Genomic DNA, 25,500 nt, shown 5'->3' with positions numbered 1-25,500 from the left:
AAGCAAGGGGGGCTGAGGGTTGGTTTCCAATTCCGTCGACGGCAACGTCCCTGATTTCTGGTTTCGCCGGTTCAGTTTTGTAGTTCTTTTTCGGAATTCGAATCGCGAGTCTGGCGGAAAGTTCAGGAAGCATGCCGTTGCTATAAATTCGAAAGAATTCTGAATTTGACCGATCCGGTTTGTGTGAACTAGGGTTAGTAGCAATGGACTAAAAACAATTTCCCTCGAACGATCGTCACCCCATCATGAACAGACCATTGGAGAGTGTAAAGGTACTCGTCGTGGAGGATGAACCGATCCTGGGCAGAGCGATATCGACAGGACTTGCCGATCATGGCTATGACTGCATTCTGGCCAATTCTGCCAAGGAAGCGGCTGCTTTGGCTCAATCTGACAGTTTTCCTATTATCTTGATTGATCTTGCCCTCGATGACGATTCGGGGCTCGGCGTGCTGCGATGCATTCGTGAGTCCAATGAGAACGCTAGCATTTTGTTACTTACCCCGCTGGAGTTTCGAGCGGAACGGGTGATGGGGATCGAGTCCGGTGCCGACGATTTCGTGATCAAACCATTCACGATGCGAGAGTTGTTGGCGCGCGTCGAAGTTTCTTTGGTGCGTTCCAAATCGCGCCCGAGTTCCTATATCGAGGTGGGACCTCTGGCGATTGATCTAACCGCGCGGCGAGCCGTTCGCGATGGGAAGCAGATTGCGTTGACGCCCACCGAATTCCGAATCCTAGAACTGTTGATGCGCAACCAGTCGAAAGTGGTGACGCGTCGCATGTTGTGCGAGTTCTTGTGGAACCCTGAATGGGAAGGGGTAACCAATGTGATCGAGGTTCATATCAACCGTTTGCGGGCGAAGATTGAAGATCAGACTACCGCCAATTTGATTCATACAGTGCGTGGCAGTGGGTACTGCCTGCGTTGGGCTGCGGCGGAAGTGGAAGTGGCTTAATATCTTGACTCGGCGAGGTGGTTGGCCAGGGTAGTGGTTTGCTGGGGGTGCAAAGGATAGATTGGGGGGAGCCCGTGCAACCTCTTCTAAAATGCCGCCTCAATGTTGCTTCTTGAAAACCCTGTTCTGCAACGAGAACTGCTAACCAACTTGCGCGCCAACAGCGCGTTTGTATTGCTGTTGCTCTATCAAGTTGTGCTGGGGTTGGTGTTGCTAGTTGCCTATCCATCAGGGCAACGCGTTGACCTGTCGAGCGATCCCTCTGCGGCGCGGCAATTGGTCGATTTCTTTTTCTTGGGCCAGTATGTCTTGGCCTCGTTGATGGCACCCACGTTTGCTGCTGGTGCGATCAGCGGTGAAAAGGAACGCAAAACCTACGAGATGTTGTTAGCCAGTCCATTGCGTCCGTGGGCAATCGTGATTGGAAAAATGGTGGCTTCGCTGACGCACCTCGTGGTGCTGATTATCGCTTCGCTCCCTATTATCATGCTCGCTCTGCCTTTGGGGGGCGTTAGTGTGTATGAGGTCTGGGGAGCCTATCTTTGGCTGATGATCTCGATTGTGTTATTTGGTTCGATCGGGCTAGCTTGCAGCTGCCGCTTTCAACGGACGAGCTCATCGCTGGTCGTGTCCTACTTGGTCATTCTCCCGATTGTGATTGTCGGAGCCATTTTTTGGCGCGCCTTGGAGAGCAGTGGTAGTTTGCGACTCAATATCGCCACACTCATCTTACCTCCCATCTATTTGACGATCAGTTGGGTCTTGTGTGCTTGGACGGCGCGTCGACTCTTGTATCCGCCCGATGTGGGTAGCGAGGGGAAGGATGTGGTCGATTTGGAGGAGGAGTCGAAGCATGCGATTGGGATGATTATTCAACGCGACCAATTCCCGGATCGCTTGTTTGCTCCCCCGCGGCGCACCGCGTTGATGAAGGATTCCGCCAATCCCGTATACGATAAAGAAATCCACGCGGAGCTATTCAGTCAGGGCACGCTAATGCTCCGCTTGGTGATTCAAATTAGCATGTTGCTCGCAATCCCTTTGATGGCGTTCTTTCTGTTTATCTTTCCGTGGCATTGTCCCTGGTATCTCTGCTACGTACTCGTTTTCAATATTCTGGTGGCACCCGTTTTTTCTGCCGGGGCTTTGACGAGTGAAAGAGAGCGGCAGACTTTGGAACTGCTGCTGACCACGGTCCTGCAGCCTTGGCAGATCCTGTGGGGTAAGTTGCTGGCCGGCTTTCGTGTCTCCTATGTGTTGACGATGTTTCTCATGTGGCCCATGGTGCTAGCATTTCTGCTGGCGATGGGGCGCTTCGGCTCCAATTGGCTCGCCGTGTTGACCTTTTTCGCAATCGTGCTGATCGCCGCTATCTTTAACTCACTAAGCGCCCTGCTGTGCTCGACACTCTGTAAGAAAACGTCGACGGCTCTGTTGGCCAGCTATTCGGTATTGATCGTACTCTACTTCCTACCTGTGGCGGCCTGGTTCATAGCTACGAACTTGGTCGATGCTGGTCCCTACCTTGGCGTGCTCAAGCTGGTGGGAGCGATGAGTCCGCTGATGGCGGTCTTCTGGGTTCCCCTGGATGCGAATATTCATGAGAACCTGGCTGAGGGAGGGGCCATCGGCGACTGGAAGTTGGTATGCCTCTATATTGCGAGCACTTTGCTAGCCATTGCCGGTATGCTCGCCGTCGTTGCAACCCTACTGCGCAATCGCTGGGGAATGACTGGTCGCTAGGTCGAGTTGCGCGATTAGGCAGAATTTTCCGACTTGGAGTGAATTTCTCAAGTTCCGAATGTCGAAGCTAGAACTGGAATCAATCGTCAACTCATTGGGCTTGCCAACTGAGGCGATGCTAGCTTTGAATGGATTACTTTCTATGTGCAACTCATGTCGTTCCTTGTTGGTTGAGGCGTTTCGCAGGGCTACTTGGGGACGGCGTTTTCTGGGGCTGATCTTGATGGGGGTATTCTCGCTCCCGCACACTGGTTGCGTGACTATGGAAGCGTTCATGGGAAAGCCTCGCACTCCCTCGTTGGATATCAGCTTGTTGCAAGCTCAGGGGTACCAAATTCCTCCTGGCGGGATGCCCTCACCGGTAGAGCCGGCCGCCGACGGCAAGCCACGTGTGGTGCTCGAGGTGCGGGATGATGGGCGGCATTTGGAGAGTATTCCGTTGCCGGTAGACCGCGCCTTGTTCGTGGAGGATATTGTTCAAGAAGCGTCCTTGCACAAGCGATTTGGCCATCTGGCGATTTCGATCATGCGGCCCATGGGCGAAGGCCAACCGCCGACGCGTCTGGATGCTCGCACCGACGATGATGGCAAGGTGACGAGTCTTGGGCAGAACTATGCTTTGCAACCAGGGGATCACTTGGTCGTCAACGTCGATCAGCGGACGTCACTCGAACGCTTTGTAGATCGCCAATTTAAGAAGTAATTGTTAGGGGCTGATACAGCCTTGCTTCGATACGAGCTTGATTCACTTGAGTCGCGGAAGAAAGGTCGATTCCTTCGGGGTAGGACCGAAGCGACGGTCCGCTGGCAAAGTGCGTGCGGTGTTGGTAGCCGCCAGTTGTTGCGCCGCTCGGGGGAGCCGGACGGAAGCGACAGCGCCAGGCTTTTCCAGAACGGCGCCGGAGCACTCGGACTCTGCCGCGGGACAGTAGCTCTTCGGCATGGCTCGAGTTTGATGCACGATCAAACTGGCGGCACTCCAAGATCAGTGGCGTGCAGTGCCGCTTATTGCGGTTCACTCTTCACTCTTCACGGGCCGGGGGCCCATGCTACTTGGGGGGGTAGAGTTGGCTGATGTCTAGGCTGTGGTAGGTGACTTGCGTGGTGGGGTCGTGTCCTTGCAGGGAGATGGGGCCTGGCTCGAGGCGAAGGCCATTTCGTGGGTTTTCATCGGGAGCCCGGTTGTCTTGGAAATCGACAACTAGCACTCCATTGACCCAACTGGCAATCTGGTTGCCACTAGCGAGTAGAGCTAGGTGGGTGGGGGTCGTGCCGTCGCCTACGACCACCCGAGCTGTCTGTCGACGGAAGATAGCGCCAGCGCCCGAATCGGCGGGTTGAGAGGGATCGTCATTGAGGACCGCATGATTGACTTGGCATTCGTATCCATCGAGCATTGCGTCGGGAATGCAGCGAAAGAAAATTCCCGAGTTGACTTCAGGCTTGGCGAGCGTGTAGGTCGCGTGCAGGAAGAAGTCACCGTAGGCTTGCTTGGACTGGACTTGCCCCAGTCCGCCAGATAATTGCAGACCGTCCGCTTCAGCCGTGACGGAGAACTCGGCTCCCTCTTTGGAGGATGCAACCCAGTCTTGCTCCCACTCTTCTCCAGTTGCCAGCGGCTGGGCATGGATGGGACGCATTAGGATATTTCGAAACTCTACTTTGCCCTCGCGGAACTGCAAGCTGATGTGTCCTTGGTCGGCAGTCAGTGAGTCTTCGAAATTCATCACTTCTTGGCCGTCTAAGTGGACGGTGATGTGGTCGCCATCGAGGCGAACTCGGTAGGTGTGCCACTGGGTGGCATCGAATTCGCCCAGCTCTTCAGGTTCCAGCTTTTGGCGCTCGACAAAACTGCCCGTTGGGAAGGGGTTGTCCGCCGGCGCAATGTTCAGCTCAAGACTTTCTGTGGCTACATCTTCCGGTAGCGGGCTCGTTCTAAGAAACACGCCACTGTTGGTCGTCGCCTCGGATCGGAAATCGAGTTGTAGCTCAAAATCTCTTAGTTGGAAGCTGGTGCACAGAAAGCTTCGCTCCCCTTGGCTGACTGAGAGGACGCCATCTTGGACGTGCCAATTGGCAATTCCCACGGCAAACCAGCCAAGGAGGGACTGCCCGTCAAACAGACTGACCCAGCCTTCATCGAGTTGTTCTGGAGTCAGTTGGGTTGTGAGTAGTTTAGCGAGGTCGATTTCCAGCGGGCCCAGCGGCTTGACCTCGGCGGCTGCCTCGTTGGACGCAGTCGCGTCGACGGCCGACGCGTCGGGTGTCTCGGAGGAGGTTGCGGGGCTCTCGTCTTTCGAGTGCTCGGCGGCCGTTGAATCCTGCTCCTTGGGCTGCGGATTGCAGCCCACGAGGCCACAGCCGAGTATTGCAAGAGAGGTGGCAAGGGCCATACGAGGAAATGGGATTCCGAACTTACCTAATAGGTGCATGGTTCCATCTGCATTCAATTGAAGCGGTCTGCGAGATCTGTTTTCATGTACTGTAACCGTTTGACCCGGACTTCAAAACTCCCCTATACGGACTCCGTCGGCTGATGCAATGACTCGTTGCGAGCGAGTTAGTCAGCGATGCGAAGGGTGACCTCGGCAAGCGTGCTGAGCGGCGGGCAGGCTGGATCACCAGCGGATTGGCGAGATAGCGTGCCTGGCAGTTCAATTTCAAGTTGAAGCGTGTTGAAGGGCAGCAGCTGGCCGGAGATGGGAATGATCAAGAGGGGGGCGAGTTCTGCAGGGAGAGGCAGCGACCGCTCGTTGAGCTGGATTCGGAGGGCTGCCGGGAGGGCATCCTGCCAGGCCACGGCCAGTTCGACGGAGCAGTGCTCAAGGCCGGTTGGGGCGTGGAACTTGCGTTCGTACAGGACCACTGACTGTCGAGGCTGTGCTGGAGAGAGAGTCTCTAGCCAGTCTGCGGTCCAAGGGTTGCGAAGGCGAATCGTGTGCATGTCGAAGTACTTCAGCGACTTATTGCGATACGAATTCTTGCACCACCGACATTTGTTTGACGATGCGGGTGGCGGGATCTTCCATTCGGATTTCGACCTTCAGCCCACGTAGTGGGATGGGGAATGGGGCGGACGTCTCCATTTCCGTTAGGTCATCGGTTCCGCGATTGTTGATGGAAGCGCTATAGTTGTTATCAATCCCGTCGGTGCCAGCATCGATGACATAGTTTCCGCCGAGTCGTCGCCATCCCTCTCCGATCGCACTATTGGGCGAAATGGAGCTAGGGAGGGTAACTGATGTGACGCCCCGGCTACCGCTGACTTCCATTTGCAGGGCTCCGTCTCCTTCGTAACGCGTGGTCCAGGTGTCGTAGGAGGGTTGGTAGACCGGCAGGTTCGTGGGGGAGGATTGCACGACTTGTCCCGACTTGTAGAGTGCGTCGGTGAACGGAAACCCGGAGCTGAAGTTCGCTGAGGAATAACCACTCAAGGGGCTCCAAGCATTCATGCTGGCGGCAATGCCGGGGAAGGTGATACTGCTGCCCAAGGAGGTGAGGGCGGCGGCGTGCATGTCAATCTTCCTGGCCCAGGCCAAGTCGACGAACTCTCCCGTCCCGGCAATAGTGGCTCCGGTGCCCATGGCGGTGGGGTAGCCCGGATCGTTGGGGGTTAGCGTGATATCGTTTCCGCCGATTGCCGTCAACAACGTCAAGGCTCCAGGATCGTAGCCCTTGATGTCAAAGGCAAGCAAGTCGGTTCCCAGTACATCTTCACCAGCTCGGGAGGCAAGCAAGGTGTAGGCTGGGTGTAGAAAGCTCGAGCCCACTAGCGAAGCAGGAGAGGTGCCCAGGGGTGCGCCGAGTGCCAGCAGTGGCATGGTCGTCAGGCCGTTGGGCATCGGAAGTTGCACGTGGGCAAAGCGATTGATGGGGTTCATCAAGTCTTCCAGGCTGTTGGCCGCGACGTAATCGGTGACCCCCGTCAGTCCATCGCCAGTATTGTAGACGCGTCGCATCGAGAGATCGCAGACGCCATGCACGCGATACATGTCGCATATGCTGTCAGGCAGTGTGGCGGTGCTGCCGTCGGGCAGCCTGATGGATCCCTGAGGGCCGACCGTGAAGATTCCTTCAGATGGATTGGCCGGTAGCAATCCGTTGGCGGGTAAGTTGAGGTCTGGTCGAATAATTAGGGTGCGGTAGTGCAGGCGATAGGCGTCGGGGAAGCCGTCGGCATCGTTATCTTGAAAGAAGTTCTGATTGGCGACAAGATAGCTCATATCACGTGCAGGGTTGTCGTACGCGCCACTGCCTGCGACGACCGGCTCGACAAACATTACGATCTCAGCGTGCTGGGCGCCCACGGAAATGAGGTTTTCTAAATCGTCCGGAGAGCCGTTTGAATTATTGTCGTCGGGTTGAGGGATGTCGCCATTCACGACGAATAATGGGACCTTACCGGAGTACCAAACGTCTCCGGCGCGAGCGGTCCCCATGAAGATGTCGTCCACATCACCGATGCGATTGGCACCCGTGGCTGAGCTGAGCAGCAGCGTCGAGTAATCGGTTTGAGGGCCATCGAAGTATTGCATGTACCCCATGCCCGTGGAGCCATCGGCAGGTGGATTGGGGGTGATCGTTAAGTTTTGGAGATCGGTTCGCACTCGATACGCTACCGATCGAAGGCTGTTGTTGAGTTGCAGCGCAGAACGCCCCTGCTGCATGCTGTCGCCGATGTCTTTGAAAATGCGGGCGAGCGCTACCATCATCAGCAGCGTGACCGCCGTCGCTATTAAGACTTCGATTAGAGTGAATCCGGCGCGAGAGCGGCAGGATGAACTTCGATTGCTAGATCGCAACATGGGGAATTTCCTTCACTGCCGTACAGCGGATAGACTGACTGTTCAGCTCCCGGCTGTGCCGCCAGCGACTGCGCGAAAGCGCGGTTTTGAGACAAGTTCGGCCACACTGGTCGCCCGCTAGGCTGATGTTTTAGCCTTGCTGACGCTCCAGACCACGTTGGATGGACTGCAAATTTGGATCCAGACGGATCCAAACGGCTTATCCACCCCTACTATCTTACTCCCCACCTCTTCCATTGCACAACGTGAACGTATTCCAGTCAAGACTTAGGGCTTCTTTTAGCCGGATGCTAGCTATTGTGAGGGGGGGTGCGTTGCGGCAGTGGTTCGTGGGGGGGCTGATTTCGGCCGGAATGATCTTTGGTTGGGCATCGATGGCCGAGTCGTTGTGGGTTGACGAGCTGCATACGAGTTGGGTGATTTCAGGGGCGTTCTCGGATATTCAGTCTCGGGCCGCCCAAGGGAATCAGTCTCCCTTCTATTTTTATCTGTTGCATGGCCTGCAGTGGGTGGGGCAGGCCGTCGGCATCGGCTCGGGGGAATTGGGAATTCGCCTCCCCTCCTGGATCGCTTGGTGCCTGTTGCTGGCGGTAATTGTCCGCGAATTGAAGCGTGTCCAACCGGCGGCACTTTCAATGAATTCTGGTTCCCAAACTCAGCCCTGGAGCCGACTGGCTTGCAGGCTCCGACTGCCAAAACAGAGGGACCGCGGTGGAGTCTTGCCTGCAGCGCATTCTCAGGGAGACTCTGAGAACGAAGGCGGGGGCGACCTAGCGTCTCTTTCGCTAGTGGCTATTCCGCTCGCTTGGTTGGCTTTGGACCGAATTCAGTGGTTCTATGCCTCTGAGGCTCGGGTTTATTCGATGCTACAACTCCTGAGCTTTTTGGGGTGGCTCGTGATTGCGCAGTTGTTTGTCGCGGCGCGTAATCCCTCGAGAGACGGCGGGGAGCATTCGGTGGCAATCCTGCTGGCGTTATGGATTGGGCTGGGGGTGGGGATGGTGCATTTGCATGTGACCAGCATGCTGGTCGTTGTCTGGCAGTGGTTGTTTGGCTTGGTCGCCCTAGGGCTCAACTGGTGGGGCCAGCACATGAGGCTTCAGGCTGGTTTTGAAGCGAGCGGAGGTGGAGGTGGGGCTCGGTTGACGAGGACCGTTTCGAGTCTCGTTCGGTGGTGTGGGTGCGGGGCGATTGTAGGGGGGATCGGTAGTACCGCCTTGCTGTGGACACCTGGGTTGTGGAACCGCCGTCAGCAGTGGGAATCTTTCGCAGGTGAGACGTCCTGGACGGCACTTTTCCAGTTGTTTCCAGTGCTTGTGCTCGTGGGCCCCGTGGTGACTGCCCTGGCTCTTCAGTACTTTCTAAAGGGGACCCATCGGGCAGGTTGGAGCCGTCAGAACTCCTGTCCTGGTCCATCGGTAGTTCCTGGGCCATTGGTAATGTGGTGCATGGCAGCGCTGGGGCCCTGGTTGACCGCCTGGGGCATGGCGGCCAGCCAGCTAGCGCCGCTGTTTCACCGCCGCTATTTGCTGGTCTGTGCGGTGCCGCTGGTGATGTTGGCTGCCTGGTTGCTTAGCCGCGTCGAAAATCATTGGTTGCGTGGTGGAGCCGCCTGGGTAGCGTTGGTCGGATTGTTGTTCACGCAAGGTACGCTCGACGTTTGGCGAAATGGGGAGCTTGTAGGGTGGCAGAGGGTAGAAGGGTGGCGTCAGGCAACCGAATACGTGCAAGCCCAGCATCGCCCGGCGGATCAGCTCGCATGTGCCAGCCAGCTCATCGAAGGGGAGGGGCTTCCGTTGCCGCTAGACGCCACCTGGAATCGATATTTGAGCTTTCCTCTGCGTGGGTTGTATGGGATTTCGATCCCAGGCGGGCTACCGGGCGAGCCTCAGGCGCTGACCAACGACGTGAAGCAATGGCCACAGCTGCTACAGGTGGATTCTGCGGCGAGAGCGAGCCACCGCGTGTGGTTATTCTTCCGAGGTCCCGCAGAGCAATTGGAACAACGCTTGCAGGAGTTGGGCGATTTTCAGGCGCTCGGTGCTCAAGAAGGGGGGCCGTCTGGAACATTGACCGCGGTTGCTCCAGTGCGTGGTTTTGGCCGGGTGTCGGTAGTGCTTTTGAATTTAGAGCCGCCACAGCCGAGATCGGAAGTCAGGTAAAGTGGCCTGCGGACAGCCTACTTGTCTAAATAAATTCTCTGTAGGTGTTGTGCCGGGTTCTCGAAAGGGTCGAAATCACCCATAATCCTGGCGTTTGTTGGGTGAGCGATAAGTACGAATTACCACCCTTCTGCTTGTTCTCTCTCGGCAATTTAGGCTGCGTGAACCGGAGAGGGCAGATTTGAATCGACTGCTCGCCTGCCAGTCGGACAGAATCCTTCGAATTTTTAACCGCACGGTCCTAAGCCTCATCAAGGAGTCGCTCGCGCATGACAACTCAACTACTAGCCGCTCGTGCCGGGGAAGTCACCCCAGAAATGAAGTTCGTCGCTGAGCGTGAACACCTGGACGTAGAAACCATACGGGCAGAAGTGGCTGCGGGCCGCATGGTCATCCCAGCCAACAAAGTGCATTTGCAGGGACAGCTCGAACCGATGGCCATTGGTATTGCTGCCAAATGCAAAATCAATGCGAACATCGGCAATAGCGCTGTAACGAGCAATGCGGGTGAGGAGTTGGAAAAACTCCATACGGCCGTTCACCACGGTGCGGATACCGTAATGGATCTTTCCACCGGGAAGGATATCGACAATATCCGCGTGAAGATTATCGAAAAATCCCCCGTCCCTATCGGTACGGTCCCCATCTACCAAATGCTCGAAGAGCTGGGGGGCAATATTGAAGACATGCGGGCCCAGCACTTTTTGGATATGGTGGAACACCAAGCCAAACAAGGTGTGGACTACATGACGGTGCATTGTGGTGTGATGCTCGAACATTTGCACCTCTCCACCAATCGAGTGACCGGTATCGTGAGCCGTGGTGGATCGTTGATTGCCAAATGGATGATGGTGCATCGCAAGCAAAATCCGTTGTACGAAGCGTTTGACGATTTGTGCGACATCATGCGGCAATACGATGTGACTTGGTCCTTGGGCGATGGCTTGCGGCCTGGTTCCATCGCAGACGCTTCCGACGCGGCGCAGTTTGCAGAGTTGGATGTCTTGGGCGAATTGACCAAGCGTGGCCAGGAAAATGGTACGCAAGTCATGGTGGAAGGACCTGGGCACATTCCGATGCATCAGATTCAAATGAACATCGAGCGGCAGATTGAAGTTTGCAACGGAGCGCCCTTTTACGTGCTCGGCCCCTTGGTGACCGACATCGCGCCTGGATACGACCATATTACCAGCGGGATTGGAGCGGCCATGGCGGGCTGGTATGGCGCCGCCATGCTGTGCTATGTGACTCCCAAGGAACACCTAGGCTTGCCCAACGAAGAGGATGTCAAGCAAGGGGTAATTGCTTACAAAATTGCAGCGCACGCGGCGGACGTGGCTCGCGGTCGTCCCGGAGCCCAAGACCGTGACGATGCATTGTCCAAGGCACGGTTTGAGTTTGATTGGAAGGAACAATTCCGATTGTCGCTCGATCCCGAAACTGCCCAGCGCTACCACGACGAGACCTTGCCCCAGGATACGTTCAAGAGTGCTCACTTTTGCAGTATGTGTGGGCCCAAGTATTGTTCGATGAAGATCACTGAAGATATTCGCAAGATGGCTGCAGCAGATCAACTCGTCGAGATCAATCCGACAGCGAAGTAGTTCTACGGTAGCGGATATTCACTCGTTGCAGTCTCAAGGGGAAGCAGGCTAGACATGGCACGTGCAGTATGGAATGGGCAGGTTATTGCTGAGTCCGATGTCACGGAAGTCGTGGACGGGAATCACTATTTTCCACCTGCTTCCTTGAAGCGAGAATTCTTTAAACCTTCCGCCATGACTTCGGTCTGTGGATGGAAGGGAACTGCGGAGTATCTTTCCATTGAGGTCGATGGGAAGGTCAATGTGGATGCAGCTTGGTATTATGCCACTCCCAAGGAAAAGGCAGCCAATATCAAAGATCACGTGGCGTTTTGGAAGGGCGTTACCGTCGAGGCAACCGCTGGCCAGATCGCCAAGGATAGCGGTGCCAGTGGCGTGTGTAGCCCGGACAGTAGCTCCCAAGGCGATTGACTCGCATCGCAAATCTCTCCACGGTACCAGGGTGACTTCAGCCCACTTGGAATCGTAACCCGCCGCGTGACGGGCTGTTGAAATAGTAACCCGCCTAGGCTGTGAATTTTTAGCCAAGTGGTTTGCAAATTAATTTTGGGCGCTACAACTATAGCATGAATACTCAAAAACCATCGCAGCTTGCTCGTGTTTCCCGCCCCCATCGTATTCAAGTGGAAATGCACATGCTTTCACTTGAAGATATGCTTCCGCGCGACCATCGTGCTCGCATTGTCTGGTCGTTTGTCAAAACGTTGGACCTAGAACCTCTGTATGAAAAGATCGTTGTCACCAAGAGCACCGTTGGCCGCAATAGTATTGCGCCGGAGATACTGGTTTCACTGTGGCTTCTGGCAACCTTGGATGGCATCGGCACAGCCCGAGAACTTGGTCGCCGATGCGAGACGGACATAGCCTATTTATGGACGCTCGGAAATGTCACGGTCAATTATCACACGTTGAGCGACTTTCGAGTGGAGAACGGAGCATTCTTGGAGAAGACGCTCGTTGACACGGTTGCCTCGTTGGTCGCCCAAGGTCTGGTGCCCCTGGAGACCATTGCCCAAGACGGAATGCGCGTTCGGGCTAGTGCAGGCAGTAGTTCGTTTCGCCGCAAGCCGACGCTTGAGTCATTGCAGCAGCAGGCTCAGGCTCACGTAGATAGATTGAAGAAAGAATCCGAGAACGAATGCGATCGTTCCGATGGAGACGCACGTCGCCAAGCGGCAGTCGAACGAGCATCGCGTGAGCGTCAAGAGCGATTAGATGAGGCTTTGCGACAGTTTGAGGAGCTTAGTAAGCAGCGCGAGTCTCGGAGAAAAGGTGACGGCGAAAAGACTCGCGTGAGCACTACGGACCCTGACGCCCGTAATATGAAGATGGCCAATGGTGGCTTCGATCCGGCCTTCAACGTCCAGTTCGCAACCGATGCTGACTCGCGAGTAATAGTCGCTGTCGATGTTATCAACTCGGGAACTGACAGTGGCCAAATGGCACCAATGCACGAGAAAGTGTGCTCAACTTACGACAAGACACCAAAGACGCAATTGGTCGATTCCGCTTACGCAACCAAGGGCGATGTTAAGACCGTAGAGTCTAAAGGGACCGAAGTCGTCTCCACGATCCCCCGTGGATCGGTATTGGAAAGCAAAGGCAAAGATCCTCACGCGCAGCAACCTGGCGAAAGCGACGAATACACAGCGTTTCGCGCGAGAATGGCCAAAGAGGAATACAAAGAGCTTTACAAGACGCGCCCGTCGGTTGCCGAGTTTCCCAATGCGGACTGCCGCAATCGGAACCTTCGGCAATTCAAAGTTCGAGGACTGGTGAAGGTCAAAGCGGTAGCGCTATGGCATGCCGTGGCCTTTAACTTCACACGCATGGTAAACCTGGGGGCCTTGGCAATCTAAGCAGTTGCAAGGCAACCGCTTGGTTGAGAAATAACACAACTCGAAGAGATGAGCATGATGGACACGAGCTAACTTGCTGGCCAACAATCCGACCCAGTAAGACTTTCAGCCGCCAATTCGAAAAAATTTCGTGGTTGGAATACCAAAAGAGTCCGTTGGTGAAAAAACTTCACAGCCTAGCCGCGTGAGCAAGGAAAGATAACCTCCGCTACAAGTCAATTAGGGACGCGACCTCCGCGCTAAAATTCAAATTGCGATTAAATCAACAGCCCGGTTAGCAAGGGCAGGTGCCTGCCGCTGCACGGCAATTGGGTACCTCTGCGTTAAACTCCAGATTGCTATTCAATCAACAACCCGTCACGCGGTGGGTTACTGAGCCACCGCGCGGCGAGGTGCGATAGCAACCTGCGGCTACGGGGCGGAAGCCAGGCTGTTGTGCGCCGCTTGGTGGAGCCGGCGGTATTGCTCAAAGGTGGAGGAATCGCTGGCAAGCTCAAACTGCACGGATTGCAGCGACGCCAGGAGTCCAGCTAGGTCACCAAAGCGAGCCGACGCTGGCAAGAAGTTGGGATCGCGAATTGTGCTCGCCTTGGCAAATTGGAACCCTTGGGGATCCAAGTGCAGCTCGAGAGGTGTTTGCGAGCGGGGCGTCCCGTTCTGAAGGCAGAAGACCCCCGCAGCAGCCAGGGCGGCGGCACTGCCGCGTGCATGAAGTGCTAGGGGTTGCTCTGGGTGCATTCGCTGCAATTCTGCCAAGGTGAGGGCGAGTTGTCGGGCGCGCTTGGCAAAGGCGGGCAAGTTGTACCCAAAGGTGTAGGCGGCGGCTAGCCGAGGGTTGGGGACTAAGGGCTGCAATGTCTCGCCCACTCCCGAAAATGCGTAACGCTGCTGAGTTTCGCCGGTGCCTACGGTGAGGGTGATGGAGGATTCCGAGTCGGCTTCGGTTGGCGCTTGCGGACTCAATTCCCAGGTTCCGTCATGGGGGCTGAGAAATTGTATACCCGTGGAGGAGTTGAGGGCCGAATCGAGGGTCAGCTCTGCGGTGGAGAGTCCCAACGCGACGCTCCAGCCGCTGCGGAGGGTTTGTGCCAGCTGAGTTAGTTGCGGGCCGTCGCCCTGCAGCCAACCTTGCATTTGGCTATCCAGGGTCTCTGCCCATAACTTCATTAGCTTCCGCTCGAACTCTTCGCCGCCAGCAGGGGCTGGATGTTCTGCATCCCATACGGTCAGCTCGTCACGATAAGCGAGTGGGAAATCGCTCTCTAGAACCGGCGTTTCCAGTCCTAAGTTGAAGTGTTGATTGATCCAGCCGTACATGGCGGTTCGGCTGACATGGTTGAAATTGTGATTGAAATGCACGTTGGCAAACAGGGCAACGTTGGATTCCTTTCCGAACAACTTGTAGAGGCTACGCAATTGGGGGAAGCCGTCGGTAGGCATGGTTTTGGTCCAGTCGTTAGCGGCGGTCAGGCCTAGAGGCCGTGGCGCGATGAGTCCCGCCATTTCGACGTTGCCTGTTCCGGTACGGAGGAGGCTGCAATTCTCGCAAGTGCATCCGCCCTGCATGCCGGTGCTGACCATGACCGCAGGGAATGCGAGGCTGATGCGTTGGTCGATGGCGGCGCCCAGAAACGATTGCGTTCCTCCACCGCTAGCTCCGGTGATCGCGATTCGCTGCGAATCTACTTCGGGCAGCGTGAGCAGCATGTCGACCGCTCGCATGATGGCCAGCGTTTGCAGTCCTAGCACCGATTGGGTGTGGGACTCTGCCAGGGGGCTAAACAGTAGCCAGCCGTCGTCGTTGACTTCCGATTCAACAGGTTGCTTGGCGAATCGATGCGCGCGATCCATCGAGATCTGTTGGCTGTCGCAGTACCCCAACATGTCCCAGTGGAAAACGATGCATCCCATTCGCGCCAGCTGCACGCAGCGGGCTTGGATATGGTTTTCGGCAGCGTGTTCAAAGCGTTCGGCACCCTGTGCGAGCAGGCTGTTGATTTCTTTCGGAGAAGCTTGATAGAATCGGGCGGAATCCCAGTGGCCGTGGGGACTGAGCACGGCGGGGACTAGCGTGTTGGCAGCGATCTTTTCGGGGCGGTACAGATTTCCGGTAACCTTCAATCCAGGCAAGCTATCGAACGTTACCTTTTCAATTGTGTAGCCTGGCCGTGCGATAGCTCCATAGATCTGGGGTTCGACCGGATCGAGCTCAATCATCGGCATGAGCCCCAAGCTGACTTGGAGCTGTTCCCGAAGTTGCGATGCTCGGGCTTGCCAGGCGTCGAGCGAAGTTGGCGCCACAAACGGACAATGGCTGTCGAGATCACGCAGTTCCGGTTCGGCGGCATTCAACGGCAAGCAGAGGGACAGGCCACCACAAACGCAGGCCATCGCCGTCATTGCTAGACGGGCGAATGACCGCGCGCTAGAGGCCGGTGGAGGCGCCCTCCATGGAGCTGAGAGTCGCGAAACTAAGCGCCGAGGGATGGGGACGCGTAATGTGGGGACCAGTGCAGCCAGGCTGATTTGGGGCATGGAGGGCATCCTCGGAAGGGGGAAGGGGAGGGGGATGCCCTATTGTACTCAAACCTCTTCGCGTTTGGCTGCTGGTTGGTGGGGTTCGAACATCGTCCGCCGCTTTTGCTCGGCATCCTTAATCGCGTTGCAAGCCTTCTTGTAGAAGTGTTCCTGGACTCGGAAGCTGCGTCCGCTCGGGCTAGTGCGTCGAATGTAGCAACCGTCTGGTTGGAGTTCCCAGGCGTGAGAGGTGTCTTTGAAGTAGTTTTCCAGGATACCGATAAGCCGTTTTTTGCTGCCGACATGCTCGATCGGAACGAGCAATTCAATACGCTTGTCCAAATTGCGTGGCATCCAGTCGGCGCTGCTGATGAACATCAGATCATCTCCACCGTGCTCAAAATAGACCATCCGCGCATGTTCTAGGATGCGATCGACGATACTGATCACGGAGATGTTTTCACTCAACCCTGGGACACCGGGACGCAAGCAGCAGATGCCGCGTACGTTGAGTCGCACGTTGACACCTGCTTGGGAAGCTTGGTAAAGGGCTTCGATCAATTGAGGGTCGACTAGGGAATTGAGTTTGGCGGCAATGGATGCGCTTTGACCTTGCTTCTTGCGTTCGATCTCAGCAGCGATCAGTTCGAGTAGTTTTTTGCGCAGTCCAATGGGAGCGGCTTCGAGCGCGTTGTAGGGTTGTGGTTGGCTGTAGCCGGTGACTGCATTGAAGAAAGCACTGGTATCCGTTCCCAGTTCATCATTGCAGGTCATGTAGCTAATATCGCTGTAGAATCTGGCTGTGGTTTCGTTGTAGTTTCCGGTGCCGAAGTGCATGTAGCGCACAATTCCACGAGGCTCGCGGCGAACGATGATGCAGACTTTGGAGTGCGTCTTAAGGTATTTTACACCGTAAACGACCTGAACCTGCGCCTCTTCGAGTTCTTGGGCCCACTCGATATTGCGGGCTTCATCGAAGCGAGCTTTGAGTTCCACTAGGGCTGTGACGTACTTTCCTCGTTCGGCCGCTTTGCGCAGCGCATTGACGATGGGACTATTGCGGCTCGTGCGGTACAGGGTCTGCTTGATCGCCAGCACATCGGGGTCCTCGGCCGCTTCTTCGATCAGTCGGACGACCGGTTCAAAGCTCTCGTAGGGATGATTGAGTACAAGATCGCCTTCGGAAATCGTCGTAAACATGCTTACCGTCGGGTCGATTTGCGGGCTCTTTTGCGGTGTCCAGGTTGGGTCCCGTAAATGGTCGTAGCCCTCCAGATCCGTGAATTGCATAAAGGCGGACAGGTCGAGTGGGTTGGGAGCTAAGCAAGTCTCGCGATCGGTAACTTCTAGGCAAGTTTGGAGGAATTTCCGGATCTCGGGAGCAGCATCTTGATCGACCTCCAGCCAGACGCAATCGGCCGTTTTGCGTTGTTGGAGCAATTCTTTCATACCATGCAGGAGATCCGCTGCGGCATCTTCTTGGATGCTGACGTCGGCGTTACGAGTGATTCGAAAGGCGGCTGCCGAGACGACTTGCTCTCCGGTGAAAAAACTCTGGATGAAGTGGCAGACGACATCCTCGAGCATGGCAAATCGAAAGCCATTTTCTGCGGGTAGCGTGATAACTCTGGGAATGACTTTGCCCAAGGGGATGATGACAAAGCGGTGGGAATCGCTGCCTTCGGTGGCAATCTGCGCGCAGACGTACAAGGCGTGGTTGGCTAGGAGTGGAAAATCCTCAGCAGAGTGAATTGCCATGGGGGAGAGGACGGGAAAGATTTCCTCGTCGAAAACAAGGTTGGCAGCCTCCTGGTGCTTTACACTGGCGTTTTTGAGAGTGACTCGTTCGATCCCCTCTTGCCTCAAGGCGGGTTCGAGTTGATTGAGGAAGCAATTGTATTGGCCTTCAATCATCTCGGCGGTTCGCGCGCGGACGGCTTTCAATTGAGCGCGGACCGTCATGCCAGCTGGATCGGTGGAGGCCACGGCTGCTTTGAGTTGTAGCAGCAGGCCTCCCACGCGAACCATAAAGAATTCATCTAGGTTACTGCTAGAGATGGCTAGGAATTTTAGACGTTCCAGCAAGGGAACATGCGTGCTCTTCGCTTGTTCCAAGACTCGCTGATTGAATGCCAGCCAGCTCAATTCACGATTGATATAATTTTGGGATTCGATCGCCATGGTCGTTACTTGGGAAATGCTGGGTTACGTAGTGACGTGGGATAGCTTACTGCGGATTCTTAAGATAAACCGCTTCGGTGTGGCTGGCCATTGGTCTGCCTGTGCTGAGTTCGTCAGAGTAGGGGGGGCTGTCCAGGGATTTATGAAAATTTCATCGAAAACTCGTTTGAGCTCCAAGTCCGCTTTGTCGACTACCCGGCCGGATTCTCAAGCCAGTCGGCCGCGTCGCCAGATTTCGCGTGGCCGCAAATTATGCTTCGCGCTCATCCCTGTGCTCGCATTAGTCGTTTTGGCAGAGTTCCTGCTCATGCTGCTGGGGGTCGCTCCATTGTCAAGCACCGCCGATCCGTTTGTAGGGTTTAGCAATAGTACTCCATTGTTCTCTCCCCTGCCCACGGCCCCCGATAGCTCTGGCGACGATCTCTTAAGCCGCTTAGAAGCCATGCAGGACGGTGCCCCTGCCGTCTCTACGGACGCCAAACCAGCCGAGGAGTGGCTGGCGACGACTCCCAGCAAGCTCGTGTGGTTCAACGACCAGAGTTTTCCTAGGGTGAAGCGACCGGGCACGAAGCGGATCTTTTGCTTGGGTGGATCGACTACTTTTGGGCGGCCCTATTCCGATACAACCAGTTTTTGTGGATGGTTGCGTGAAGTGCTAAATCGGATCGATCCCCACACGCGGTGGGAGGTTATCAATGCGGGTGGAGTGAGCTACGCGAGCTACCGTGTAGCCGCGATCATGGAAGAGTTGTCGCAGTACGATCCCGACTGGTTTATTGTCTACAGCGTTCACAATGAATTCCTCGAACGCCGAACCTACGCTGACCTGCTCAATCGCCCGGGCTGGCTGCTGACGCTGCAGTCATTCGCGGCTCAGACACGTTCTTATTCGGTCTTGGATCGCTTGTATCAGGCCGCCAGACGCTCGGCAGATCATTTGCCGGTCGCCACACAGAATCAGTTGCCACCGGAGGTTGACGAACGACTCAACCATACCGTGGGACCGGTGGACTACCATCGCGACGCCTCGTGGCGCAGCGGTGTATTGCGCCACTATGAATTCAACCTTCAGAGAATGGTGGATATCGCCCGCCGGTGCAATTCTCAAATTCTGTTTATCACGCCTGCCTCCAACGAAGGTTCGTGCACGCCATTCAAAAGTGAATTTAGCAGCCTGCAAAGCGAGTCGCAGCAGCGTATTTTATCCAGGGTACAGCAGGGGGTCGCGGCACTCGATGATGCGGACTATGCTGCTGCGGCGACGTTGTTGGAGGAAGCTGTGGAGTTGGATCCGGCCTACGCCGAAACTCGCTATCGACTTGGTCAAGCCTACGTGGCACTGGAGCGGTTCGATGAAGCGGGACGAGAGTTCTCGCTGGCAATTGAAGAGGATATTTGTCCACTGCGCGCGGTTGAGGAGATCGACAGCGCGTTGCGTCGGGTCGTAGCCGAAGCAACGCAGGAGCCACGCGATGTATGGCTGGTCGATTTTAACGAGAAATTGCACGCCCTGAGTGAGCGAGAGCAGGGGAACCGCATCTTAGGAGATCGCTACTTTCTAGATCACGTCCATCCGACTCTCGAGATCCATCGACAGTTGGCGGTGTGGATTTTGGAGGAGTTGAAAGTGGCAGAGAATGGAGTGGGGGCCGAGGCCTGGATCCCCGTGGAGGAAACCGTCTTGAGCGAGTCTGAAGCGTCCATCTTCTCTCGCGTTGATCTGAGGAGCCATGGAGTGGCTCTCCGCAATCTGGCCAAAGTTTTGCATTGGTCGGGTAAGTTCGTGGAGGCGGCACCGCGAGCTAGCGATGCACTCGAGTTGTTGCCCAATGACCCGGAGAGTCGTTTTGTGCTGGCCGATTGTTTGACCCACATGGGAGAGATCGATGCAGCCCTGGTGCAATACGAATTGTTGTTCGAAGACTATCCTGAATGGGGCCGCGGCTACGTTTACTATGGCGCACTTCTATCCCGAGTGGAGGAGTACGAGAAGGCTAAGGGGTATTTGATGCTGGCGGTACTCCACAAGCCTGAGGATGCGTACGTTCTCTTTGAGCTAGGTAGAGTCCATTTGGCACTGGAGGAATGGGCGTTTGCCGAAGAGTCGCTGCGCAAAGCCGACCAACTCTACCCAGACGATCCGGCTACGCTGGAGTTGTTGGCGACGGCGAGAGAGAAATTGAATCGCAACCCGTCCCCGCTGCGTTGAGACGAACGCGCGACAACATGCTCGCACCAAGCTGTTCGGTCAAGCTGTTTTCTATGGCTCCAAGTCCGCCCTCCGAGTCCGCCTTCCGAGTTCGTCGAGCTGGAGTCGATGCACTGCGAAAGATGGTTAAGGAATGTTAATGCTGGATCGTGGGATCGTTGCGTTATGGAAAGCGGTGAGTTGCTAGCGATTTGTCTTTCGAAATGCGCTCCTCAAGTGCTTCGATGATACAATCGAGGTCTCGGTGATCCACGCCTGTCGAAGTCGCAGCTGGACTGGGTCTCATCGATCGAATCCGACGCAAGTGTCTGTGTTCGAGGTTTGGAGCATTTCTATTGCAATCTGACTAGTGAAAGTGATGAGACGATGAACGCTTCCCTGTCGGTTCGCCAACGCCTACATTTCTTCATCGCGATGTTGGTTGCCATTGGTCTGATGGTAGTCGTTATGTACCTGCCGGGGGATTATTTCCAGCGACGGGCAGCACCTCCCAGTACTCTGTCGCAAGGTTTTGTTGATGCAATCCAGAGAGGTGGGGGCGTCGTGCTGTTCAGTCCAACGGACCCTTCTTCCGTAGTGAGTGTGGCTCTGAGAGACTTGGTTATCAATGCTGAGTTGCGAGAGGCGCTAAGTCAGTGCACAGGAATCGAACGTTTGACGTTGGATGGGGCGAGTTTGCAGCCCAACGACTGCGCGCTGCTTGACCGATTTCCGAAACTGAGCGTTTTATCACTGGCCCGATCTAATATCACCGACGCGCATATTGCCTGCCTTCCGCTAGGTATCGTCAATCTGTCGCTGAATGACACATCGATCACCGACGCGAGTATGCCGCACGTGGCGACGATGAGCAGTCTCGTCAATTTGGATCTTACCAATACCGAAATCACTTCCGAAGGTCTCCAGGAATTGGAGCCATTAACGTCGCTCGAGAAGTTGTGGGTGGAGGATACTTGCATCACTACTGAAAGTGTTCAGGCGTTGCGCCGCATGCAACCGGCCAGCGTGGATGTCGTAGTCATGGAGGGAAATGGGAAGAGGGCTTATGAATTGCTAACCGGCAGTAAGGACTTTAAGAGCCGAGGCAATTTTCGCAAAGGTTACACCTTGTGGGACAGTGATCAGGATTGGGGGCTCACGCTAGCCGGCGTTGCTGAGGCGGTGGTTGCGGAGGCTGATCTCAATTCCGAGCAGGCGGCGCGATTACGCGACGCACTGACATCCGTGATCGATTTTAAATCAACCAAAGTGGTGCTTCCGTTGGTTTTCACTTACTCGACTTCCGGCAGCCCTGCGGCCGGGAGCCAGATAGGGATAGAGATCGAGAGTGCTGAGGAATTCCTGGAAGTACTGTTGGAAGAACGGTCGTCGGGTGTCATCACGCAGTCGTTGGTCCAATATGTCAGAGAGAGGTTCACTGCCAGTGACGTACCAAAACTATTGGCGGCGCTGGACTCTACACCCTATCCGAGTGACAAGAGGGGGAGTGCCCAGAGGCTGTTCTATGTTGCACCCTTTTTGTTGGTTCATTGGGGAGAGGGCTTGCCGCAAGTCGAAGCGGAGCTAGAGCGTTTGTTGCTGCATGAGTCCTACGTTGTTCAAGAAACTACCGTGTGTGCGTTTGGCTATGGTGGCGCGAGACCGTTCTATTCCCGAGAGGAATGGATGCCGAGCGAGGCATCCGACGCGCTCGCCGTCAGAAAGCTTCTTCCTATTTGTAAGGGCGAAGGACAAGGCTTCCGACCGCGTGGTGCGGCCTGGTGTGGCTTGGCGGAGATCGTGCATCGACGGCCCCAGTATGCTGAGCAAGTCGTGCCGGTTCTGATCGATGCGCTCAATGACTTGACTGCCTTCGGCAACTACAAGTTTGGTGACTATTTCTTGAAGCTTGGTGAGGTTGCACCGGACGTCGTAGTCGCGAGTGTTCCCAAGCTGAGGGCCCTGCTCGAAAGCCTCGATGTTCAGTACTTTAGCGATCCAGAGGCAGAGTCTGCTACGCCCAATTGGGAACATCGCGGCCACTGTAAGGTAGTGCTTGCATCCCTCTCGGCAGCAGCTTCCCCGAGTCCAGAGCTGTCGGAGGAGGTAGCAATCCAGTATTTGGAACGCATGGGGCAAGGGCAACTGACGGGGCCTTTTGCCCCTCTGTTGTCTCCGGACAGGCCTGCGATTACCAAGCGAGTGATCGAGGCGTTGCTCGATTCACCTGACGTTGCCAAAGACGAATTGGAGCCGGTAGTCAAAACAATTCGTGACTGGAAAGAGGCGTGAGCAGTAGTCGCTTTTGCCTTGCTCACGGGATTGTTGAAATAGTAACCCGCAGCGTGACGGGCTGTTGATTTAATAGCGCCTTGAGTTCTAACGTGCAGGAAGTACCCCTAATCGACCTGCAGTGGCGACCACTTATCCTTGCTGACGCGGCGGGTAACTATTTCAACAGCCCGGTGAGCAAGGACAGGTGGTTGCCGCAACCGGCCAATTAGGAAAGCTACCTACTCAGTAAAACTGAAATCGCGATGAAATCGACATGCCGTCAGGCGGCGGGTTCCAATTTCAACAAGCCTGGTTAGGAGGATTGTTGTCTTACCTTTTGGGCCCAGGCGGCGGCGCCGACGGTGCCGGCGTCATCGCCAAGTTTGGCAGCGCGGACTTCGAACTCATCGCGATAGCATTCGAACACGTTTTTCTTCGCGTACTTGGAGATCGCTTTGACGAATCGATCGGGCATGGCTTCGACCAGACCGCCACCCAGAACGATGACATCGGGGCAGATCATGAGGACGGTGTTGGCCACGGCGTAGCCGATCATCTCGCAGGCGTCTTCCACGACACGCTCGACATTTTTGTCTCCGGCAGCAATGGATTCCGCGATCGTTTTACTACGGATTGCGCCAAGATCGGTACCGGCCGTTTTAAACAGGTTGGGGGCTTCGCCTCGGTAAGCGAGCTTGGCAAGTTCGCCAGCTACTGCTAGGCGACTGGCTTCCGTTTCCAGGGTGCCAGCCATGCCGGTTCCACCGGGGCGTGGCGAGCCATTGATTTTTGTATGACCAATTTCCATGCAAGTGAGGTGTTTACCACGCAGGATTTGGCCGTCATAAACGCATCCGCCACCGATACCCGTGCCGGGGAAAATTCCGACGGTGGTCCGCGCTCCCTTGGCAGCCCCAGCAGCATACTCACCGTAGACGCCCGCATCGACGTCATTCAGAACCGTTACTGAGCAATTGAACTTGCCTTCCAAGTATTTGCCGACGGCTACGTTTTTCCACCCAAGATTGACGGCTACGCGAACGACCCCCTTGCTCCACTCTACGGGACCAGGGCAGCCAATTCCAATTCCGGCCAATTGCGAGGGAAGCACATCGGCATCGTCCAGAACTTTTGAGATCGTAGCGGCAATCCGATCGAGACCTCCCTCGACGCCCAGTTCCGTTTTGGTCCGCCGGCGACGGGAGCCGATTTGCTTGAGCGATTCGTCGAAGAGGGTGCATTGCATCTTGGTGCCCCCCAGATCAAATCCAATCCAATAGCGGGCTGACCGATCCTTGACGGCGGCTTCTGGCGCGCCGGAATCGGGATCGGAGGTGGTGGATTGGGTGTTGACTTCGGCTTCCTTCGTCACTGGTGACTCCCCGGGGTGGAAGGCTGGAGGAATGAGAGTGTGGTCCATAGATGGTAATCGCGGAGCACGCTAGGTGAAAAATTTTCCTAGCGACGATTGGGTCCGGAGCGGTAACACCCGAGTTCAATTACACGGAGTAATCAACGATACTGAGCAGGTAGATAGGGCTAAGGATGCTGTATTGTGACGGACACAGAGAACACTGCAAACGGCCCCAGCCTCCCGTGGAACGGCAAAACCGCTTGGTAAGGGGGTGGAATCTCGCGTTGGTCGGTCAGAATGTGTCTGTGGCGCTCGTCAGGTTCGGAGAAACCTAAAGATTTTCCAACTTTTCTAAGGCTTGGAGTGAATAAATGGGGCATCGGCTGACATAGCACGGTAGAGTCGCGCCCTAGTGCGATCGACAGATGTTAATTTACCAATTCAATCTTTGGATTGTTTTGATTGTGCGAGGTGGGAGGTTTGAGCTGCCGCTTGACTAGGGAACGTGCTGCCGCTCAAGGTAGCTGGGAGGGAACTTGACAGCTGATGCGGCCCCCGAGGAGCCACAGTCAACCGATTCGACCGAACGAGCATGGGGACCGCGAAGCAATCCCGAGCGAGGGAGTTCGTATGGTGTCGGTGCGGCGGAGACTTCGCGCCAGATCGTCGGTGAGTTGCACGCGGAATTGGCTCCTCAGTTGGAGAGGATTGCGTGGGCTCTGCTACGAGATTGGGAGCTGGCGCGAGACGCCGTCCAGGATACTTTTGTGCTTTTTTCAGAGAAGCTTGATGCCATTCCCGAAACGCAGCGGTCTGGCTGGCTCGTGAGAACCGTTCAGTTCCAGGCCAAAAATTTACGCCGCAAAGAACGCCGCCAGCCTCACCGCGCTTCTGACCAGTACGGCGCAGAGTCCAGCTGGGGGGAGCAGCAGCCAAGTGGTGGCACGACGGGGGCAGGTGCTGATCCGTCGCGGAGTATGGAGCGGCTTGAGCAAGTGGAGAGGCTGCAGGCAGCTATCGATCATCTGCCGATCGAGCAGCGGCAGGTCGTCTTGGCCCGTATGGCCGGGCAGCAGGGCTTTGCAGAAATTGCAGCCAGTTTGAAAATTCCACTAGGTACCGCATTGTCTCGGATGCGTCTTGCACTTGAGAAACTTAAGAGAAGCTTGGCCGATGAATCCTAAACTGCCTACGACGCCCATGAAACAGCCCGGAAGCCTCCTCTTCTCCGAGGAAGACATGGATCGCTATTTGCTCGAGGATCCCACGCTGGATCGAGCTGAGTTTGAATTGCGCATGCTGGAAGAGCCCGCCCGAGCCTTAGCGGTTGCAGACCGCATGGAGTGGTTGCAGTTGGTCTCTTGCGCCGCCAAACGCTCTGGGCAGAGGATCGTGCGAAGAGGAGAAGGTCGAGTGAGGCTCAAGCAATGCAGTCGTGGGAGGGTTTTCGCGAGTGCGAGAGGCAAACTGTGGGGAGTGGCAGTTGTGGCTGCGGTGGCGGTGCTCCTGATGCTCGGGAGATCGTTGGATTGGACGGCGGGCATCGGTGAGAACTGGAACCGCGTTGTTGCCAATGGGGCCCCCCGTTCGTTAGAGGCCGCACTGACGGATGAGGGCGGCGAGTGGTATCCCTTGGAATTGGTGGCCGATTCATGGTCGAGTCTGGATGCAGAGCTGTCTGCAGACGGACAGGTTGAGATTGAGTTTCGACCCGACAGTGATGCAACGGATACATCGGAGAGGGGCGGAGAGATGTTGGCCGGCCCTTGGAGTGAGGCGCAGGGTGAAGAAACGCAAGACTGGGTCGTTGAAGCGGCTCGGTTGATGTGGATGGAAGGGGAGTCCTAAGGTGAC

At 55.8% G+C, this 25,500-nt stretch carries 17 protein-coding genes; 11 read left to right on the top strand and 6 right to left on the bottom strand.

What is annotated here, in order from left to right:
• Positions 1-245 precede the first annotated feature (245 nt).
• The 3 genes from Q31a_RS28490 (at position 246) to Q31a_RS28480 (ending at position 3,405) form a co-directional block, all read left to right on the top strand.
• Positions 246-959: a response regulator transcription factor gene (locus tag Q31a_RS28490; protein ID WP_145085912.1), complete on the top strand. Its 714-nt coding sequence runs from the start codon at positions 246-248 to the stop codon at positions 957-959.
• Between the two features lie 102 nt (positions 960-1,061).
• Complete coding sequence (locus tag Q31a_RS28485) at positions 1,062-2,702, top strand: ABC transporter permease (protein WP_145085909.1); 1,641 nt, start codon at positions 1,062-1,064, stop codon at positions 2,700-2,702.
• A 142-nt stretch (positions 2,703-2,844) separates the two neighbouring features.
• Positions 2,845-3,405 carry a hypothetical protein gene (locus Q31a_RS28480; RefSeq protein WP_145085906.1) on the top strand — a complete coding sequence of 187 codons (561 nt, stop codon included), beginning with the start codon at positions 2,845-2,847 and terminating at the stop codon, positions 3,403-3,405.
• 346 nt (positions 3,406-3,751) lie between these two features.
• On the opposite strand, the gene Q31a_RS28475 is transcribed toward Q31a_RS28480, so the two are convergent.
• The 3 genes from Q31a_RS28475 to Q31a_RS28465 all read right to left on the bottom strand — a co-directional run bounded on the left by Q31a_RS28475 (position 3,752) and on the right by Q31a_RS28465 (position 7,507).
• Positions 3,752-5,134: a 3-keto-disaccharide hydrolase gene (locus Q31a_RS28475; protein ID WP_145085903.1), complete on the bottom strand. Its 1,383-nt coding sequence runs from the start codon at positions 5,132-5,134 to the stop codon at positions 3,752-3,754.
• A 128-nt stretch (positions 5,135-5,262) separates the two neighbouring features.
• Positions 5,263-5,646, bottom strand: coding sequence for a hypothetical protein (locus tag Q31a_RS28470; protein ID WP_145085900.1), 384 nt, complete (start codon positions 5,644-5,646; stop codon positions 5,263-5,265).
• Positions 5,647-5,665: 19 nt separating this feature from the next.
• The gene (locus Q31a_RS28465; protein ID WP_145085897.1) at positions 5,666-7,507 is read right to left on the bottom strand and encodes a prepilin-type N-terminal cleavage/methylation domain-containing protein; all 1,842 of its coding nucleotides are present in this window, start codon (positions 7,505-7,507) and stop codon (positions 5,666-5,668) included.
• A gap of 287 nt (positions 7,508-7,794) precedes the next feature.
• On the opposite strand from Q31a_RS28465, the gene Q31a_RS28460 reads away from it, so the two are divergent.
• The 4 genes from Q31a_RS28460 to Q31a_RS28445 all read left to right on the top strand — a co-directional run bounded on the left by Q31a_RS28460 (position 7,795) and on the right by Q31a_RS28445 (position 13,132).
• Positions 7,795-9,669: a hypothetical protein gene (locus Q31a_RS28460; protein WP_197355869.1), complete on the top strand. Its 1,875-nt coding sequence runs from the start codon at positions 7,795-7,797 to the stop codon at positions 9,667-9,669.
• A 269-nt stretch (positions 9,670-9,938) separates the two neighbouring features.
• The gene (thiC, locus tag Q31a_RS28455) at positions 9,939-11,273 is read left to right on the top strand and encodes a phosphomethylpyrimidine synthase ThiC (RefSeq protein ID WP_145085892.1); all 1,335 of its coding nucleotides are present in this window, start codon (positions 9,939-9,941) and stop codon (positions 11,271-11,273) included.
• Between the two features lie 54 nt (positions 11,274-11,327).
• Complete coding sequence (locus tag Q31a_RS28450) at positions 11,328-11,684, top strand: DUF427 domain-containing protein (protein WP_145085889.1); 357 nt, start codon at positions 11,328-11,330, stop codon at positions 11,682-11,684.
• A gap of 155 nt (positions 11,685-11,839) precedes the next feature.
• Positions 11,840-13,132, top strand: coding sequence for an IS1182 family transposase (locus Q31a_RS28445; RefSeq protein ID WP_145074767.1), 1,293 nt, complete (start codon positions 11,840-11,842; stop codon positions 13,130-13,132).
• A 411-nt stretch (positions 13,133-13,543) separates the two neighbouring features.
• Here the strand turns inward: Q31a_RS28445 and Q31a_RS28440 are convergent, their stop codons facing one another.
• The gene (locus Q31a_RS28440; RefSeq protein ID WP_197355867.1) at positions 13,544-15,523 is read right to left on the bottom strand and encodes an acetylxylan esterase; all 1,980 of its coding nucleotides are present in this window, start codon (positions 15,521-15,523) and stop codon (positions 13,544-13,546) included.
• Positions 15,524-15,715: 192 nt separating this feature from the next.
• Complete coding sequence (ppk1, locus tag Q31a_RS28435; protein ID WP_145085883.1) at positions 15,716-17,830, bottom strand: polyphosphate kinase 1; 2,115 nt, start codon at positions 17,828-17,830, stop codon at positions 15,716-15,718.
• On the opposite strand from ppk1, the gene Q31a_RS28430 reads away from it, so the two are divergent.
• Together Q31a_RS28430 and Q31a_RS28425 are read left to right on the top strand one after the other, a co-directional pair.
• Complete coding sequence (locus tag Q31a_RS28430) at positions 17,829-20,039, top strand: tetratricopeptide repeat protein (protein ID WP_145085880.1); 2,211 nt, start codon at positions 17,829-17,831, stop codon at positions 20,037-20,039. The two genes, ppk1 and Q31a_RS28430, sit on opposite strands and share 2 nt — an antisense overlap.
• A gap of 366 nt (positions 20,040-20,405) precedes the next feature.
• A complete protein-coding gene (locus Q31a_RS28425) occupies positions 20,406-22,310 on the top strand; it encodes a leucine-rich repeat domain-containing protein (RefSeq protein WP_145085877.1) in 1,905 nt (634 codons plus the stop codon).
• A gap of 295 nt (positions 22,311-22,605) precedes the next feature.
• Here the strand turns inward: Q31a_RS28425 and Q31a_RS28420 are convergent, their stop codons facing one another.
• Positions 22,606-23,664, bottom strand: coding sequence for an ROK family protein (locus Q31a_RS28420; RefSeq protein ID WP_231690983.1), 1,059 nt, complete (start codon positions 23,662-23,664; stop codon positions 22,606-22,608).
• Between the two features lie 518 nt (positions 23,665-24,182).
• Here Q31a_RS28420 and Q31a_RS28415 point away from each other — a divergent pair.
• Positions 24,183-24,830, top strand: a complete 648-nt coding sequence (locus tag Q31a_RS28415; protein ID WP_197355865.1) for an RNA polymerase sigma factor — start codon at positions 24,183-24,185, stop codon at positions 24,828-24,830.
• On the top strand, positions 24,820-25,494 hold the full coding sequence (locus tag Q31a_RS28410; protein ID WP_145085869.1) for a hypothetical protein: 675 nt from the start codon (positions 24,820-24,822) through the stop codon (positions 25,492-25,494). The genes Q31a_RS28415 and Q31a_RS28410 overlap by 11 nt, the downstream gene beginning before the upstream one ends.
• Positions 25,495-25,500: the final 6 nt, after the last annotated feature.

The sequence above is a fragment of the Aureliella helgolandensis genome (assembly GCF_007752135.1).
In the GTDB taxonomy this organism is placed as follows: Bacteria; Planctomycetota; Planctomycetia; order Pirellulales; family Pirellulaceae; genus Aureliella; species Aureliella helgolandensis.
This window is presented reverse-complemented; position numbering and strand designations above follow the sequence as displayed.

What these genes read in the sequence shown, in the direction of transcription:
- Q31a_RS28490 (WP_145085912.1), top strand. Translation starts at nt 246, where the DNA reads ATGAACAGACCATTGGAGAGTGTAAAGGTACTCGTCGTGGAGGATGAA.
- Q31a_RS28485 (WP_145085909.1), top strand. Translation starts at nt 1,062, where the DNA reads ATGTTGCTTCTTGAAAACCCTGTTCTGCAACGAGAACTGCTAACCAAC.
- Q31a_RS28480 (WP_145085906.1), top strand. Translation starts at nt 2,845, where the DNA reads ATGTGCAACTCATGTCGTTCCTTGTTGGTTGAGGCGTTTCGCAGGGCT.
- Q31a_RS28475 (WP_145085903.1), bottom strand. Translation starts at nt 5,134, where the DNA reads ATGCACCTATTAGGTAAGTTCGGAATCCCATTTCCTCGTATGGCCCTT.
- Q31a_RS28470 (WP_145085900.1), bottom strand. Translation starts at nt 5,646, where the DNA reads ATGCACACGATTCGCCTTCGCAACCCTTGGACCGCAGACTGGCTAGAG.
- Q31a_RS28465 (WP_145085897.1), bottom strand. Translation starts at nt 7,507, where the DNA reads ATGTTGCGATCTAGCAATCGAAGTTCATCCTGCCGCTCTCGCGCCGGA.
- Q31a_RS28460 (WP_197355869.1), top strand. Translation starts at nt 7,795, where the DNA reads ATGCTAGCTATTGTGAGGGGGGGTGCGTTGCGGCAGTGGTTCGTGGGG.
- thiC (WP_145085892.1), top strand. Translation starts at nt 9,939, where the DNA reads ATGACAACTCAACTACTAGCCGCTCGTGCCGGGGAAGTCACCCCAGAA.
- Q31a_RS28450 (WP_145085889.1), top strand. Translation starts at nt 11,328, where the DNA reads ATGGCACGTGCAGTATGGAATGGGCAGGTTATTGCTGAGTCCGATGTC.
- Q31a_RS28445 (WP_145074767.1), top strand. Translation starts at nt 11,840, where the DNA reads ATGAATACTCAAAAACCATCGCAGCTTGCTCGTGTTTCCCGCCCCCAT.
- Q31a_RS28440 (WP_197355867.1), bottom strand. Translation starts at nt 15,523, where the DNA reads ATGGCCTGCGTTTGTGGTGGCCTGTCCCTCTGCTTGCCGTTGAATGCC.
- Q31a_RS28430 (WP_145085880.1), top strand. Translation starts at nt 17,829, where the DNA reads ATGGTCGTTACTTGGGAAATGCTGGGTTACGTAGTGACGTGGGATAGC.
- ppk1 (WP_145085883.1), bottom strand. Translation starts at nt 17,830, where the DNA reads ATGGCGATCGAATCCCAAAATTATATCAATCGTGAATTGAGCTGGCTG.
- Q31a_RS28425 (WP_145085877.1), top strand. Translation starts at nt 20,406, where the DNA reads ATGAACGCTTCCCTGTCGGTTCGCCAACGCCTACATTTCTTCATCGCG.
- Q31a_RS28410 (WP_145085869.1), top strand. Translation starts at nt 24,820, where the DNA reads ATGAATCCTAAACTGCCTACGACGCCCATGAAACAGCCCGGAAGCCTC.